Genomic DNA, 15,563 nt, shown 5'->3' on the forward strand with positions numbered 1-15,563 from the left:
CCCGGAGCAACGGTGACCGCCACGAAGGCCCCCGCCCCATCCCCGTCGCCGCAGCGCGCCGTCCGCCGGCTGGGTGACCGCGTCTTCGCCGGCAGCGCCAAGGGCTCGGGCGTCTTCATCCTGCTCGTGCTCGCCGGCGTGGCCGCCTTCCTCATCAGCGAGGCGATCCCGGCGCTCACGGCCCCGGCGGAGGAGATCCCCGGCGGGGAGGGTCTGACCGGCTACGTCGCCCCGCTGATCGTCGGGACCCTGCTCGGCGCCGTCCTCGCGCTGCTGGTCGCCACACCGCTGGCGGTGGGCATCGCGCTCTACGTCACCTACTACGCGCCGCGGCGGATCGCCGCCACCATGGGTTACGTCATCGACCTGCTGGCGGCGATCCCGAGCGTCGTCTACGGGTTCTGGGGGCTCGCGGTCCTCGCGCCCGCCCTCGTCCCCTTCCACCGGTGGGCCGCCGACGACCTGGGCTGGCTGCCGTTCTTCGCCGGGCCCGCCTCCGCCAGCGGCCGCACGATGCTCACCGTGGGCCTGGTGCTGGCCGTCATGATCCTGCCGATCATCTCGGCCATCGCCCGCGAGGTGTTCAGCCAGGCGCCGGCGCTGCACCGCGAGGCCGCCCTCGCCCTCGGCGCGACCCGCTGGGAGATGATCAAGATGGCCGTGCTGCCCTACGGCCGGTCCGGTGTCATCGCCGGCGCGATGCTCGGCCTGGGCCGCGCCCTCGGCGAGACGATGGCGGTCGCCATCGTGCTGTCGGGCGGCGCCGGCGCCACGCTGAACCTGATCGGCAGCTCCAACCCGTCGACGATCGCGTCGAACATCGCCCTGCGGTTCCCCGAGGCGACCGGGATCGACGTCAACACGCTGGTCGCCAGCGGCCTCGTGCTGTTCGTGATCACGCTCGCGGTCAACATGCTCGCCCGCTGGATCGTCAACCGGCGCGCCGACTTCTCCGGAGCCAACTGATGAGCACCGAGACCCAGTCCCCCGTCCGGGTCACCGGTGAGCCCGGGGCGCCCATCCGCGCGCGGCGCCGGCTGCCCCGCTCCGCGCCCCTGGGCCTCTACGCCGCCGGGGTCGCGCTCGGCGCCGCCCTGTCGGCCCTCACCGGCTTCAGCGTCGCCCTGACCGTCGTCTACGGCGCGGTCCTCGGCACGGTGGCCGTCTACGCCGGGTCCCGGGCCGTCGAGGGCACCCGCAAGGCCACCGACCGGCTGGTCACCGCCCTGGTCACCACCGCGTTCGCCATCGCGATGATCCCGCTGGTGTCGCTGGTCTACACCGTTCTCGAGAAGGGGCTGGCGCGGTTCGACGCCACCTTCTTCACCAACTCGATGTACCGGGTGGTCGGCGAGGGTGGCGGCGCCTACCACGCCATCCTCGGCACGCTGATCATCACCGGGCTGACCGCCGTCATCTCGGTGCCGATTGGGCTGCTGACGGCCGTCTACCTCGTCGAGTACGGCCGGGGCCGGCTCGCGCGGGCCATCACGTTCTTCGTCGACGTCATGACCGGCATCCCGTCGATCGTGGCCGGCCTGTTCGCCTTCGCCCTGTTCACCCTGCTGTTCGGCAACGACGTCCGGCTGGGCGTCATGGGCGCGGTCGCCCTGTCGGTGCTGATGATCCCGGTCGTCGTCCGCTCGTGCGAGGAGGTCCTCAAGCTCGTCCCCAACGAGCTGCGGGAGGCGAGCTACGCCCTCGGCGTCCCCAAGTGGCGGACGGTCGTGAAGGTGGTCCTGCCGACCGCCGTCGCGGGGCTGGGCACCGGCATCACGCTGGCCGTCGCCCGGGTCGTGGGCGAGACCGCGCCGCTGCTGGTGACGGTGGGCCTGGTCACCTCCACCAACCTCAACCCGTTCGACGGGCGCATGGCGACGCTGCCGGTGTTCGCCTACTACCAGCTGACCCAGCCCGGGACCGCCACCCAGGCCTTCCTGGACCGGGCCTGGACGGCGGCTCTCCTGCTCATCATCCTGGTCATGGCCCTCAACGTCGTGGCCCGCCTGATCAGCCGCTTCTTCGCCCCCAAGACCGGTCGCTGACCGGATCGATCCCGGAGGATCAACACGTGGCCAAGCGCATCGAGGTCTCCGACCTCAACATCTACTACGGCAACTTCCTCGCCGTGGAGGGTGTCAACGTCTCGATCGAGCCGCGCAGCATCACCGCACTGATCGGGCCCTCGGGCTGCGGCAAGTCCACCTTCCTGCGCTCGCTCAACCGGATGCACGAGGTCATCCCCGGCGCCCGTGTCGAGGGCAAGGTCGTCATGGACGGCCAGGACCTCTACAGCCCCGACGCCGACCCGGTCGACGTGCGCCGCCAGATCGGCATGGTCTTCCAGCGGCCCAACCCGTTCCCGACGATGTCGATCTACGACAACGTCATCGCGGGCAACCGGCTCAACAACCGGAAGATGAAGAAGCCCGAGGCCGACGAGCTCGTCGAGCGCTCGCTGCGCGGCGCCAACCTCTGGAACGAGGTCAAGGACCGCCTCGACCGGCCCGGCTCGAGCCTGTCCGGCGGCCAGCAGCAGCGGCTGTGCATCGCCCGCGCGATCGCCGTCGAGCCCGACGTGCTGCTCATGGACGAGCCGTGCTCCGCGCTGGACCCGATCTCCACGCTGGCCATCGAGGACCTCATGGCCGAGCTCAAGGACCGCTACACGATCGTGATCGTCACGCACAACATGCAGCAGGCGGCGCGGGTGAGCGAGTCCACCGGCTTCTTCAACCTCAACGGCGTGGGCCAGCCGGGCCGGCTCATCGAGTTCAACCCGACCGAGAAGATCTTCAGCAACCCCGACCAGAAGGCGACCGAGGACTACATCTCCGGCCGCTTCGGCTGAGCGAAGGACCCCCTCGCCCCCGGGGCCGTCGCGAGTGCGCTCGCGGCGGCCCCGCCGTGTGTGCACACACCGCGCCCGGGACACCCCGCGCACCCCGCTGCGTGCACAGGACGCGGGCGTCAGCTGCAGGAGGCGGGGCCCGTGGTGGTCGCCGGGTCGGCGGGCGGGGCCGTCGTCGCCGCGGCCTCCGCGGCGGGAGACTCGGCGGCCGGGGCGGGCGCCGGGGCGACCACCTGGACGGGGACGACGCGGTCGTAGCCCGGGCCGATGACCAGCTGCACGGAGTCGCCGACGGCGTCGCTCTGCTGCAGCACCGCACCGGGGACGGCGGCGGCCACCGTGCGCGCCGGCTCCAGTGCCGCCGGGCCGTGACGCACCACGGTCTCGTTCACCGTGCCGGTCTCGTTGCCCACCTGGCCGACGGTGAAGCCCTGCTGGCGCAGCTGGTCGGCGACGGTGGAGGCGAGCCCGCGGGTGGCGGTGCCGTTGAGGACGTCGACGGTCACCGCGGCCGGCTCGACGGTGGGACCCTGCGGGCCGGGGGTCTCGGCCGGCGGCTCGGGCGCGGGCGCCGGCGTGGGCTCGGGGGCCGCGGCGGTGGCGGCGGCGATCGCCGGAGCGGCGAGCTCCTCGGGCACCCGGCTGTCCTCGATGACGCTGTCGAACAGCGAGCGGACACCGGGACCGTCGAGCACGACGTACGCCTCCTCGCTGCCCGCGGGGACGTGGCCCACCTGGGCGACCGGCAGGCCGGCGCGCTGCACGGCGTCGGCGTCGAGACCGCCCAGCGCCGTGGCCAGGGTGCGCAGGTCGCCCAGCGTCGTCTGCTCGTCGACGGTGAGCGCGTCGGCGGCCCGGGTGAGGAACCGGGTCAGCTCGACGGTGTCGGCCAGCGTGCCGGCGCTCAGGGCCGCGCGCAGCGTCGCCGTCAGCAGCAGCTGGGTGCGCTCGGCCGCCGCGGCGCCGGTGACGTCGGACCCGGCGTCACCGGGGGTCAGGTAGCGGGTCGCGGTGTCCCCGGTCAGCCGCGAGGAGCCGGCCGGCAGCGGCGCGGCGGAGGCGGCGTCGGCCGGGCCGACGGCGGGCAGGCACACGCTCACCCCGCCGACGGCGTCGACCAGGGCCGGCAGCCGGCCGAGGTCGACGGCGAGGTAGTGGTCGACGCGCAGGCCCGACACCTGCTGGACGGCGCGGACCAGGCACGCCGGCCCGCCGTCGAGCAGCGCGGTGGCGAAGGCCTCGGTGACCGGCTCGCGGACGGTGCCGTCGCCGGTCCGGCACGCGGGGGTGTCGACCAGGGCGGTCGGCGGCACGCTGACGAGGACGGCGCTGTCCCCGCCGGCCGAGGCGTGCACGAGCAGGGTGGTCACCGACGCCGGCCCCTCGGTGCCGGGCAGGCCGGTGCCGACGACGAGGTAGGTGGTCGACCCCTCCTGCAGCTGCGGGGCGATCACCTCGGGCCCGTCGGGGGTCAGCGCGGCGACACGAGCGATGCCCTGGTCGACGTAGACGTAGAGGCCCAGGTGGTAGGTCAGCGCGAGGCCGACGACCGCGGCCAGCGCCAGGCCCGCGCGGACCAGCCGACGACGGAACGGGCTGCGCGGCGGCCGGGGCGCCGCGCCCCGGCGGGTGCTGCCGGCGCCGGACACCGCCGGGGCGTCCAGGCCCGGGATCGGCGGGACGGGCGCGGAGCGGTGCACACCGCCGGGCAGCGGCGGCACGGGACCCGAGCGGTGCACGGCACCGGGCAGCGGCGGCACCGGGCCCGAGCGGTGGACCGCGCCGGGCAGCGGCGGCACCGGCTGGGACGGCTGCACGCCGTCGCCGGCCGGAGGCAGGGGCGGCACCGGCTGGGACCGCTGGACCCCGGCGGGGGCGGCGGGGACCGGCGGCAGGCCGCGGCGGGGGCCCGGGGTGTCGTCCACGGCGGGGCGGAGGTCGGGCTGCGGGACCGGTTGCGAGGCCGATTGCGCGGCGGGCGGGGGCACCGGCGGCTTCGGTCCGCGGTGCGGCGGCAGGGACTGGCCGGGCTCGAGTGGGATCGGCACCTCGCCGGTGCGGCGGGCCGCGCGCCGGCCCGTGGCGCTGCCGGACCGCGCGAGGAGCTGCTCGACCGTGATCGGTCCGGACGCGTCGGGCCCGCTGCTCCCGGCCCGGTCGTCCCGCCCCCGCTCGTCGCCCACCGGTGTCGACATCCCATCGTCGTCGTCCGTGTCACGTCGCCCGCGCAACGGCGGCCGATCATTGCGCCCCGTGCTCGCGCCAGCACTCCACGATACGGCCCACGGGCTCCTGCGGGAGCCGACGCGCGGGAGGACCGCGGGCCGGATCCCCCCGGCGCGCACCCGGGCGGGTGGCGCCTCACGCCGCGGCAGGGCGGCGCGACCTGCGCGGACGTAGCGTCGGCGCGTGCGGCTGCCCTCGATCCCCGGTCCGTCCGACGTCCTCTCCGCCGTCGAGAGCCTGCGCGACGGCGTCGGCGAGGCGCTGGCCCTGCTGCCGCGGGTGACCGCGGCGGTGGGCCGCCTGGAGGGCCTGCTCGACCGCGTCGACCGGGCCGTCGGCCGCGTCGAGGACCTCGCCGAGCACGCCGACCGCGCCATCGCGGCCGTGGGCGCCACCCGGGAGCGGGCCGACGCCGAGATCGCGGCCGTGGACGCCACGCGGCGACGGGCGGACGCGGAGATCGCCGCCGTGGACGGGACGCGGCAGCGCGCCGACGGCGCGATCGATGCCGTCGGCGCCACCCGGCAGCGGGCGGACGACGCGATCACCGCGGTCGGCACCACCCAGCGCCGCGCCGACGAGGCCATCACCGCCGTGGAGAGCACGCAGAAGCGCGCGGACGACGCGATCACCGCCGTCGGCACCACCCAGCAGCGGGCCGACGACGCGATCACCGCGGTGGCCGGCACCCAGCAGCGAGCCGACGACGCCATCACGACCGTGCGGCAGATCCAACAGCGCGCCGACGACGCGATCACCGCCGTCCAGGGCACGCAGGAGCGCGCCGACGACGCCATCTCCTCCGTGCGGCAGATCCAGCAGCGCGCCGACGAGGCGGTGGAGGCGGCCCGCTCGACCACCGACCGCGCGGGCGACGCCGTCGAGCGGACCGAGGGCCTGGTCGGCCGGATCGACCCGCTGCTGGCCGGTTACGAGGAGCCGCTGGCCCGGCTGACGCCGGCGGTGCGCCGGCTGGCCGAGACGGTGGAGCCGCACGAGGTCGAGGCGCTGGTCGCGCTCGTCGACCGGCTGCCGACCCTCGTCGACTCGCTGGACCAGACGGTGATCCCCGTCCTGTCCTCGCTGGAGAGCGTCGGGACCGACGTGCACGACCTGGTCGACACCATGCAGGACCTGCGTCAGGTGGTGAAGGGCTTCCCCGGCTCGAAGCTGTTCCGCCGGCGCGGCGCCGAGGAGATCGCGGAGAACGAGGAGAACGACGAGGAGGCCCAGGAGCGGCTGAGCTCCTGAGCCTCCTCCTCGGCGGACCTGCCGGTCAGGTCTCGGTCGGGTACCCGAGCGCGCGGACGACGTCGCCGATGCGCTCGTAGCTCTCCCCCTCGGGCAGCCGCTGCAGCTCGGTCACCACCACGTCGGGCGCCCGGTGGTCGAGCGCCGCCTCGACCAGGCCCGGCCCGTCGTTCGGGAAGTCGGCGCGCACGAGCCACCGCGCCAGCTCGGCGCGGGCGACCACGGCGTCCTCGGTCATGCCCACCGGGACCCCGCCGATCAGCGTCCCCTCGGGGTCGCCGTTCATGTCCGGCTCACCCTCGGCCACCGGCTCGACCTCGCGGAACTCCTCCGCGCGCGTCGCGTGGTTGCCCTTGAGCATCCCCTGGATCTCGTGCTCGATCTCCTCGTCGAGCCGCGGGTTGTGCTTGTTGCTGCGCGATGACGCCCCGGCGAAGCGGTCGTCGGTCTCGCTCACGGTGTCTCTCCTCTTCCGGTGCGGCTCACTTCTCGTGCAGGGCCGACGGCTTGTGCACCGCCGTCTTGCCGCTCTTGTCGCTCTCCACCTCGTACTGCGGGTCGTCGGCGCTGGCCTTCACCTTCCGGCCGCCGGCCTCGGTCTCCTCGGTGATCTTCTTCGTCACCGTGCCCTCGGTCGTGCTCCCGTGGCTGTTCCAGGTGACGTGGTCACCCTTCGTGAAGTCGTCGGCCATGTCCGTCCTCCGTCGGCGTCGGGTGGGTCCCTCCCCGGTGCCCCTCCCGTCCGGGGGGCACACATGGGCACCCGCACGCCCGCCGCGGATCCGGACCGGGATCCCGATCACCCCTCGGCGGAGGAGCGCCACCCGATCGGGCAGTGCCAACCGGCGTCCGATCACGTAGCGTTGCCGTCGACGGGGGCGTCCGGGCGAACCTGCTGCTGAGCGTCGAGCAGTGGTGACGCTCAGTGACATCCCTCCGTCCTCGATCGCCGGCCCGGTCGACCCCATTCCCCCGGGGTCGGCCGGGTCGGCCCCCACCGGCAGCCGGTGCCTACGCTCCCGTCGTGACTGCACCCGGGGACGCCCGCGCGGCCGACGTCCTCACCGTCGTCTCCGTCGCCGACCCCACGCCCTCGGTCCGCCGGGTCGTCCTCTCGGGCACCGCCGAGGCCGTGGCCGCCGCCGGGCCCACCGTCAACCTGCTGGTGCCACGCGTGGGCGACCCGGACCCCCGCTGGCCGGCCGTGGCGCGCGACGGGCGGGTCGTGTGGCCGGTCGGCGCCCACGGGGTGAGCCTGCGCAGCTACACCGCACGGCGGCAGGACCCGCGGCGCGGCGAGGTCGAGATCGACTTCGTCCTGCACGGCGACGGCCCCGCCGCCGCCTGGGCCGCCGCCGCGGCTCCGGGCGCGGTGCTGGGGGTGGCCGGCAGCGGCCCGCTCGGCGACCGGCCGGCCGGCACGCTCCTGCTGGCCGGGGACGAGACGGCGCTGCCGGCGATCAGCCGGATCCTCGCCGCGGCCGCTCCGGACGCCGTCGGCACCGCACTGCTCGAGGTGGCCGGGGCCGAGGAGGAGCAGCCGCTGGCCGCGCCGGCCGGCGTCGAGGTGCGCTGGCTGCACCGCGGCGGCACCCCGCCGGGGGAGGGCACGCTGCTGGCCGACGCCGTCGCCGCGCTCGGACGCCCCGCCGGGGACGGCCTGTTCGCGTGGGTCGCCGCCGAGTCGGCCGCCGTCCGGGCGGTGCGCGCGGACCTGCGCGGCCGGTGGGGGCTGTCCCGGGCGCAGCACCACGCGATCGGCTACTGGCGGCGCGGCCGGGCCATGGCGCCGGCCGGCTGACGCGGGACGGACGACGTCCAGCGACCTCACAGGTACCCTCCAGGGCGGCCGCAGCAGCACCACGCACGGTGGGCACCATGACGACGGTGACCAGGCGTCCGACGGGAGATGTCGTGACGGGGACGCGCAGCGCTCGATCCTCGGCCCCGGAGGCGCGCCTCCTGGTGGTCGACGACGAGCCCAACATCCGCGAGCTGCTGTCGGCGAGCCTGCGCTACGCCGGGTTCGAGGTGGCCACGGCGTCCGACGGCCAGCAGGCGCTGGCGCTGGCCGCGTCGTTCCGTCCCGACCTGCTCGTCCTCGACGTGATGATGCCGGGGCTCGACGGCTTCGGGGTGGTGCGGCGGCTGCGCGAGAGCGGCCGGCACACCCCGGTGCTGTTCCTCACCGCCCGGGACGCGGCCGAGGACAAGGTCTCCGGCCTGACCCTCGGCGGTGACGACTACGTCACCAAGCCCTTCAGCCTCGACGAGGTGCTCGCCCGCATCCGGGCGGTGCTGCGCCGCAGCACCGGCCAGCAGCGCGCCGCCGAGAGCCCCCGGCTGTCCTTCGCCGACATCGAGCTCGACGAGGAGTCGCACGAGGTCGTCAAGGCCGGCGAGGTGGTGAGCCTGTCGCCCACCGAGTTCAAGCTGCTGCGCTACCTGATGGCCAACGCCGGGCGGGTGCTGTCGAAGGCGCAGATCCTCGACCACGTGTGGAACTACGACTTCAACGGCGAGGCCAACGTCGTCGAGTCCTACATCTCCTACCTGCGGCGCAAGATCGACACGACCGAGCCCCGGCTGCTGCACACCATCCGCGGGGTCGGCTACACGCTGCGGCTGCCGCGCGGTTCGTGAGCCGACCCCCCGGCGCGACACCCTGGACCCGCGGCGGCCTCCGGCTGCCGCGGGTCCCGCTGCGCATCACGCTGGTGGTGCTGCTCCTGGCGCTGGTCACCCTCGCCCTGGTCGCCACCGGCCTGACGGCGACCTCGCTGCTCAAGCGCTACCTCGTCGACCAGCAGGACCAGGAGCTGCAGAGTGCGCTGCGCCAGGCGCGCGAGTCCGACGACGTCGTCGTCGCCTGCCTGCTCGGTGGGCAGCAGCGGCTGGTCACCTTCGGCAGCTACGTGGCCTGCGGGGTTCCCGGCGACGCGGAGCCGGTCGTCATCTACGGCCCGCTCGCCGACGGCGCCCTGCCCGACCTCGACGTCGCGCAGGTGATGGCGCTCGCCGACGCGGCCCACCACGCGCCCCGCGACAGCCCGGGCGGCCCGGCGGCGTACTCGGTCCGCTCGGTCGACGGGGACACCCTCTGGCGGGTCACCGCCGAGACGCTGCCCAACGGGCTGACCGTCGTCGTCGGCGGGGACCTCGACCGCGACGACCGGGTGATCGGCCGGCTGGTGACCATCGAGGTCGTCGTCGGCCTGGTGGTGCTGGCCGCCCTCGGCTTGGCCGGCTACTGGCTGGTGCGCAGCAGCCTGCGCCCGCTGGCCGCCGTGGAGCGGACAGCGCAGGCCATCGCCGCCGGCGACCTGTCCCAGCGGGTCCCCTCCGGGGACGGCCGCACCGAGGTGGGCCGGCTGCTGCAGGCCCTCAACGGCATGCTCGCCCGCATCGAGAGCGCCTTCCGCTCCCAGCAGGCCTCGGAGGAGCAGGCGCGCGCCTCCGAGGAGCGGATGCGCCGCTTCGTCGCCGACGCCAGCCACGAGCTGCGCACCCCGCTGACGTCGATCCGCGGCTTCGCCGAGCTCTACCGGCAGGGCGCCGCGGGCAGCCCCGAGGAGGTGGCGCGGCTGATGCAGCGGATCGAGAGCGAGGGCGCGCGGATGGGCCTGCTCGTCGAGGACCTGCTGCAGCTCGCCCGCCTGGACCAGCAGCGGCCGCTGTCGCTCACCCCGGTCGACCTCGCCGAGCTCGCCGGCGACGCCGTCCACGACGGCCGGGTGCTGCAGCCGGACCGGCCGCTGGCGCTGCACGTCGACGACGCGATGACCGAGGTGCCGGTGGTGCTCGGCGACGAGGCGCGGCTGCGCCAGGTGCTGGGCAACCTGGTGACCAACGCGCTGGCCCACACGCCGGAGACGGTGCCGGTCACCGTCTCGATCAGCGAGGACACCAGCGGCGGCGGGGACCGGGTGGTGCTGCGGGTCGCCGACGAGGGCCCGGGCATGGCGCCGGAGGACGCCGCGCGGGTGTTCGAGCGCTTCTACCGGGCCGACGCCTCCCGCAGCCGCGCCGCCGGCGGCACCGGCCTGGGGCTGTCCATCGTCGCGGCGCTGGTCGCCGCGCACGGCGGGGACGTCTCCCTGGACACCGCCCCCGGCCGGGGCGCGGTCTTCACCGTCCGGCTGCCCCGCTCGGGGCCCGACCTCGGGACCTCCGGGGTCCCCGCCGAGGGCCCCGCGCCCGCGGACGTACCGTCCGCGGGTGACCACTGACGACGACGGCGCCCCCTACGAGATCGACCTGATGGCGGCCGTCACCGAGCTGGGCGACGCGCTGCGCGGCCTGGTGGAGGCCTCGGTGCGCACCACCGTCCCGGCCGCGGAGCTGCGCGCGGTCGCGGCCACGGCGCGCGCGGCCGGCGCCCGGCTGGCCGCCTCGACCCGGCCGGCCACCCAGCTGCCGGCGCTGGACGACCCGGTGCGGTTCCGCCGGGTCTACAACCCGGTCACCGGCGTCGGCAGCGCGCTGGCGCCCCCGCTGGTGCTGCGTGAGGAGCCCGGCGGTGTCGTCGGCGAGGTCTCCTTCGGCCTGACCCACGAGGGCCCGCCGGGCTACCTGCACGGCGGGATGAGCGGCCTGGTCATGGACCAGGTGCTCGGTGCGGCCACCATCCGCGCGGGCCTGTGGGGCATGACCGCGCGGCTCGAGCTCGACTACCGCCGTCCGGTCCCGCTGGGCACCCCGGTCGTGTGCCGCGGCCGGGTCACCGGGTCCGGCGGCCGCACGTCCGTCGTCACCGGCTCGATGGCGCTGGCCGCCGAGCCGGACCTGCCGCTGGTGGAGGCGCGGGCGGTGTTCGTGCTGCCCCGCGAGGAGCTGCGCGCCGCCTACTTCTCCGAGGTCACCGACGCCTCCGGCCGGCACGCCCCGCCGCAGCGGCCCACCGACGCGACCGCGCCCGCCCCGGGCGGCGACCGGTGAGGGACGTCGAGGTCGCCGCGGCCGCGGCGCGGGCGGCCGCCGGCGTGCTGGTGGAGCTGCGCGCCGGCGGGCTGACCGGCCGGGCGCTCGGCGACGCCGGGGACGCCGCGGCGCAGGAGGCGATCACCGCCGTGCTGGCGCGGCACCGGCCCGACGACGTCGTCTTCAGCGAGGAGGCCGCCGACGACCGCAGCCGCCTCGGGGCCGGGCGCGTCTGGATCGTCGACCCGCTCGACGGCACGCGCGAGTACGGCGAGACGGACCGGTCCGACTTCGCCGTCCACGTGGCGCTGTGGGCGTCGGGTCGGCTGAGCGCGGCCGCCGTCGCGCTGCCCGCCGTCGACGAGGTGCTCCTCACCGACCCCGCTCCCCCGCCGCCCCCGGCGGCGCCCCGCCGGCCGCGGATCGCGGTCAGCCGGACGCGCCCGCCGGCGCAGGCCGCGGCCGCGGCGCGGGCGGTCGGCGGCGAGTTGGTGCCGCTGGGCTCGGCCGGGTGGAAGACGACGGCGGTGGTGCGCGGCGAGGTCGACGCCTACGTGCACGCCGGGGGCATGTACCAGTGGGACTCCGCCGCCCCGGTCGCCGTCGCGCAGGCCGCGGGGTTGACCGCCGTCCGGCTCGACGGGTCGCCGCTGCGCTACAACGAGCCCGACCCCTCCCTGCCCGACCTGCTGGTCTGCCGGCCGGAGCTGGCCGCCGACCTCCTGGCCGCGGTGGGCTGACCCGCGTGGCGGACACTGGCGGGGTGACGCTGACGACCGACCACCGGCTGACCCAGCTGGAGACGCTCGAGGCCGAGTCCATCCACGTCATCCGCGAGGTGGCCGCCGAGCTCGAGCGCCCGGTGCTGCTGTTCTCCGGCGGCAAGGACTCGATCGTCATGCTCGAGCTGGCCCGCAAGGCGTTCGCGCCGGCCCGCATCCCGTTCCCGGTGATGCACGTCGACACCGGCCTGAACTTCCCCGAGGTCCTCGAGTTCCGCGACCGGCGGGTGGCCGAGCTGGGTGTCGAGCTCGTCGTCGCCTCGGTGCCCGACGCGATGACCCGCGGCCTGGTGCGCGAGGAGCCCAACGGCTCGCGCAACCGGATCCAGACGCCGGTGCTGCTCGAGGCGGTCGAGGAGCACGGCTTCACCGCGCTGTTCGGCGGGGCCCGCCGCGACGAGGACAAGGCCCGCGCCAAGGAGCGGGTGTTCTCCTTCCGCGACGAGTTCGGCCAGTGGGACCCGAAGAACCAGCGGCCGGAGCTGTGGGACCTCTACAACGGACGGATCCACCTCGGCGAGTCGATCCGCGTCTTCCCGCTGTCGAACTGGACCGAGCTCGACGTCTGGCAGTACATCGCGCGCGAGTCCATCGCCATCCCGCCGCTGTACCTCGCGCGGGAGCGGGAGGTCGTCGAGCGGCAGGGGATGCTCTACGCCGTCAACGAGTTCGTCCGCCCCCGCGAGGGCGAGCCGGTCTCCCGGGCCACCGTCCGCTACCGGACCGTGGGCGACGCCAACCTCACCGCCGCGGTGCGCTCGGAGGCCACGACGGTCGAGGAGGTCATCGCCGAGATCGCCGTGACCCGCATGACCGAGCGCGGCGCCACCCGCGGCGACGACCGAGTCAGCGACGCGGCGATGGAGGACCGGAAGAAGGAGGGCTACTTCTGAGCCGCCGGCGCCGGCGCCGGTAGCGCAGCAGGACGACGACGGTGACCGCGAGCAGCAGCAGCCCCGCCGGCCAGCCCACCGCCTCCGGCGCACCGACGCCGAGCGCCTCGGCCACGACGTAACCGACCGAGTACCCGGCCACCACGACCAGCAGCACCGGCACGAGGAACACGAGCCCGCCCACCGCCGCTCCTCCCCGGGGGGTCGGTGACCCCGCCGCCACCAGCGTCCCCGACGACGGCCCCGCGCGCCGCCGACCGCGGACCGCTGGGGAAGATGGAGTCCATGTCCGAGCAGTCCGTCGTCGACGTCCACTCCGCCGCCGCCGAGCAGGCGGCCGAGATCGCGACGGCGCGCCGGGACATCCTCCGCATCGCCACCGCCGGCTCGGTCGACGACGGCAAGAGCACCCTGATCGGCCGGCTGCTCTACGACAGCAAGGCCGTCTTCGAGGACCAGTACGCGGCGATCGAGCGGGCCAGCCGCGGCGACTACGTCGACCTCGCGCTGCTCACCGACGGCCTGCGCGCCGAGCGGGAGCAGGGCATCACCATCGACGTCGCCTACCGCTACTTCAGCACCCCGCGGCGCACGTTCATCCTCGCCGACACCCCCGGGCACGTGCAGTACACCCGCAACACGGTCACCGGCGCCTCGACGGCGGACCTGGCGATCGTGCTGGTCGACGCCCGCAAGGGCATCCAGGAGCAGAGCCGGCGGCACGCCTACCTCGCGGCGCTGCTGCGGGTGCCGCACCTGGTGGTCGCCGTCAACAAGATGGACCTGGTCGGGTGGTCGCAGGAGGCCTTCGAGGCGATCCGCGACGAGTTCCGCGCCTTCGCCGCTCGGCTCGACGTCCCCGACCTGACCGTCGTCCCGATCTCGGCGCTGCGCGGGGACAACGTCGTCACCCGCTCCGACGCCGCGCCCTGGTACGGCGGCCCGGCGCTGCTGGAGCACCTGGAGTCGGTGGAGGTGGCCGGCGACCGCAACCTCACCGACGTCCGCTTCCCCGTCCAGTACGTGATCCGGCCGCAGTCGGACGCCTTCCACGACTACCGCGGCTACGCCGGCACGGTGGCCAGCGGCGTGCTGCGCCCCGGCGACGAGGTGCAGGTGCTGCCCGGCGGCCGGACGACGACGGTCGCGGCCATCGACGGCCCCCGCGGCCCGGTGGACGCCGCCTTCCCGCCCATGGCGGTCACCGTGCGGCTGGCCGACGACCTCGACGTCTCCCGCGGCGACCTGCTCTGCGCGCCGCAGGGCGCACCCGAGGTGACCCAGGACCTCGACGCACTGGTCTGCTGGATGGCCGACGCGCCGCTGCGGCCGCGGCAGCGGCTGGCGGTCAAGCACACCACCCGCGGCGTGCGAGCGGTGGTCAAGGAGGTCGTCCACCGGCTCGACGTCAACACCCTCGAGCACGAGGAGGAGGCCGGCGAGCTCGGCCTCAACGACATCGGCCGGGTGCGGCTGCGCACCACCCAGCCGCTGTTCGTCGACGACTACACGCACAACCGGGCCACCGGCCGGTTCATCCTGGTCGACGAGGCCACCAACGCCACCGTCGGCGCCGGGATGCTCGTCCCCCACTAGAGGGACCCCCGCGCCCCCGCCGCTCGCACGCTCGCGGCGGGGCCCTGCACGGGGGCCGATCCAGCACCTCACGTGCCGGCTGGGGGGCCGTCCACCTCGTCGCGCCAGCTGTGCACCGGCGTCCAGCCGAGCACCCGCCGGGCGCGCTCGCTGCTCATCAGGGCCTGGGTGCCCTCCACCGGGCCGCGCACCGGGACGCCGGGGAACTGCTCGGCGGCGAGCTCGGCGCTGGGCCGGCTCATGACGGTGTCGGCGTTGGCGATGACGAAGACCTCCGCGCCGCGGCCGGGGTGGTCCAGCGCGGCCAGCACCGCACCGGCGCCGTCCCGCGCGTCGATGTAGGACCACGCGTTCCACCGCCGCAGCGCCGGGTCGGCGTCGAAGGAGGGGAACTCCGCGTAGTCGGCGGGGTCCATGACGTTGGAGAAGCGCAACCCGATGATCGACAGCTCCGGCCGCCACCGGGCGAACTGCCGCGCCATCTCCTCCTCCAGCGTCTTCGACAGCGAGTAGGACGAGTTGGGGGTCGGCCCGCAGCCCTCGTCGAGGGGCAGGTAGGGCGGCGGGGTGTCGAACGGCAGTCCCAGCACCGTCTCGCTGGAGGCCCACACCACGGTGTCGATGCCGGCGACGCGGGCGGCGGCGAAGACGTTGTACGTCGTCGTCACGTTCGCGGCGAACAGCGTCGCGTCGGGTCGCAGGCCCGGGGCGGGGAGCGCCGCCAGGTGGACGACCGCGTCCGGGGCCGGCCACCGGTCGTCGACCCCGGTCAGCACGCCGACGGCCTGGCCGTAGTCGGTGAGGTCGGCCCGGGTCCAGGCGACGTCGGAGCGGCCGGGGTGCACGAGGTCCACGACCGACACCCGGTGACCGCGCTGCACGAGCAGCTCGACGACCGCGCGGCCGAGCTTGCCGCTGCCGCCGGTCACCAGGACGTGCCGGGGACGGCCGGCCCGCGGGTCGGGGGTCCCGGTCACCGGGGAGGCTCCCCGGCGGAGGAGGTGCTGCTGTGGGGGTTGATGGCGTTCCGATCCGAGCGTCGGT

At 75.4% G+C, this 15,563-nt stretch carries 16 protein-coding genes; 11 read left to right on the top strand and 5 right to left on the bottom strand.

From position 1 onward, the window contains the following. The first annotated feature begins 12 nt into the window (after positions 1-12). From pstC to pstB, 3 genes are read left to right on the top strand one after another with little or no spacing between them, the layout of a single operon-like run. Positions 13-966: a phosphate ABC transporter permease subunit PstC gene (gene pstC / locus ACI8AD_RS04595; protein ID WP_456869351.1), complete on the top strand. Its 954-nt coding sequence runs from the start codon at positions 13-15 to the stop codon at positions 964-966. Next, positions 966-2,045, top strand: a complete 1,080-nt coding sequence (gene pstA, locus ACI8AD_RS04600; RefSeq protein WP_456869352.1) for a phosphate ABC transporter permease PstA — start codon at positions 966-968, stop codon at positions 2,043-2,045. Before pstC ends, pstA begins: the two co-directional genes overlap by 1 nt. Positions 2,046-2,071: 26 nt before the next feature. Then, positions 2,072-2,851 carry a phosphate ABC transporter ATP-binding protein PstB gene (pstB, locus tag ACI8AD_RS04605; protein WP_456869353.1) on the top strand — a complete coding sequence of 260 codons (780 nt, stop codon included), beginning with the start codon at positions 2,072-2,074 and terminating at the stop codon, positions 2,849-2,851. A gap of 119 nt (positions 2,852-2,970) precedes the next feature. Here pstB and ACI8AD_RS04610 read toward each other — a convergent pair whose 3' ends face one another. Then, positions 2,971-4,776: a LytR C-terminal domain-containing protein gene (locus ACI8AD_RS04610; RefSeq protein WP_456869354.1), complete on the bottom strand. Its 1,806-nt coding sequence runs from the start codon at positions 4,774-4,776 to the stop codon at positions 2,971-2,973. Between the two features lie 484 nt (positions 4,777-5,260). On the opposite strand from ACI8AD_RS04610, the gene ACI8AD_RS04615 reads away from it, so the two are divergent. Next, positions 5,261-6,328: a hypothetical protein gene (locus ACI8AD_RS04615; protein ID WP_456869355.1), complete on the top strand. Its 1,068-nt coding sequence runs from the start codon at positions 5,261-5,263 to the stop codon at positions 6,326-6,328. Positions 6,329-6,353: 25 nt separating this feature from the next. Here ACI8AD_RS04615 and ACI8AD_RS04620 read toward each other — a convergent pair whose 3' ends face one another. Together ACI8AD_RS04620 and ACI8AD_RS04625 are read right to left on the bottom strand one after the other, a co-directional pair. Further along, entirely contained in the window at positions 6,354-6,785 is a 432-nt protein-coding gene (locus tag ACI8AD_RS04620) for a DUF2795 domain-containing protein (protein ID WP_456869356.1), read from the bottom strand. A gap of 25 nt (positions 6,786-6,810) precedes the next feature. After that, positions 6,811-7,020, bottom strand: a complete 210-nt coding sequence (locus ACI8AD_RS04625) for a DUF2945 domain-containing protein (protein ID WP_456869357.1) — start codon at positions 7,018-7,020, stop codon at positions 6,811-6,813. A 332-nt stretch (positions 7,021-7,352) separates the two neighbouring features. Between ACI8AD_RS04625 and ACI8AD_RS04630 the strand changes: the two genes are divergently transcribed. From ACI8AD_RS04630 to cysD, 6 genes are all read left to right on the top strand, one after another. Continuing rightward, entirely contained in the window at positions 7,353-8,129 is a 777-nt protein-coding gene (locus ACI8AD_RS04630) for a siderophore-interacting protein (RefSeq protein WP_456869358.1), read from the top strand. A gap of 113 nt (positions 8,130-8,242) precedes the next feature. Beyond that, the gene (locus ACI8AD_RS04635; RefSeq protein ID WP_089401992.1) at positions 8,243-8,971 is read left to right on the top strand and encodes a response regulator transcription factor; all 729 of its coding nucleotides are present in this window, start codon (positions 8,243-8,245) and stop codon (positions 8,969-8,971) included. Continuing rightward, a complete protein-coding gene (locus ACI8AD_RS04640; protein WP_456869359.1) occupies positions 8,968-10,557 on the top strand; it encodes a sensor histidine kinase in 1,590 nt (529 codons plus the stop codon). Before ACI8AD_RS04635 ends, ACI8AD_RS04640 begins: the two co-directional genes overlap by 4 nt. Next, positions 10,547-11,266, top strand: a complete 720-nt coding sequence (locus ACI8AD_RS04645) for a PaaI family thioesterase (protein WP_456869360.1) — start codon at positions 10,547-10,549, stop codon at positions 11,264-11,266. Before ACI8AD_RS04640 ends, ACI8AD_RS04645 begins: the two co-directional genes overlap by 11 nt. After that, entirely contained in the window at positions 11,263-11,988 is a 726-nt protein-coding gene (locus ACI8AD_RS04650) for an inositol monophosphatase family protein (RefSeq protein WP_456869361.1), read from the top strand. Before ACI8AD_RS04645 ends, ACI8AD_RS04650 begins: the two co-directional genes overlap by 4 nt. Positions 11,989-12,011: 23 nt before the next feature. Then, positions 12,012-12,923 (top strand): sulfate adenylyltransferase subunit CysD, encoded by a 912-nt coding sequence (gene cysD / locus ACI8AD_RS04655; protein WP_456869362.1) that lies wholly within the window; start codon positions 12,012-12,014, stop codon positions 12,921-12,923. Here the strand turns inward: cysD and ACI8AD_RS04660 are convergent. Then, a complete protein-coding gene (locus ACI8AD_RS04660; RefSeq protein ID WP_089401987.1) occupies positions 12,877-13,107 on the bottom strand; it encodes a hypothetical protein in 231 nt (76 codons plus the stop codon). The genes cysD and ACI8AD_RS04660 overlap by 47 nt on opposite strands. 101 nt (positions 13,108-13,208) lie before the next feature. Between ACI8AD_RS04660 and ACI8AD_RS04665 the strand changes: the two genes are divergently transcribed. Continuing rightward, positions 13,209-14,519 carry a sulfate adenylyltransferase subunit 1 gene (locus ACI8AD_RS04665; protein ID WP_456869363.1) on the top strand — a complete coding sequence of 437 codons (1,311 nt, stop codon included), beginning with the start codon at positions 13,209-13,211 and terminating at the stop codon, positions 14,517-14,519. A 68-nt stretch (positions 14,520-14,587) separates the two neighbouring features. Here the strand turns inward: ACI8AD_RS04665 and ACI8AD_RS04670 are convergent, their stop codons facing one another. Then, the gene (locus ACI8AD_RS04670; protein ID WP_456869429.1) at positions 14,588-15,400 is read right to left on the bottom strand and encodes an NAD-dependent epimerase/dehydratase family protein; all 813 of its coding nucleotides are present in this window, start codon (positions 15,398-15,400) and stop codon (positions 14,588-14,590) included. Positions 15,401-15,563: the final 163 nt, after the last annotated feature.

Source organism: Geodermatophilus sp. SYSU D00766, assembly GCF_054049915.1.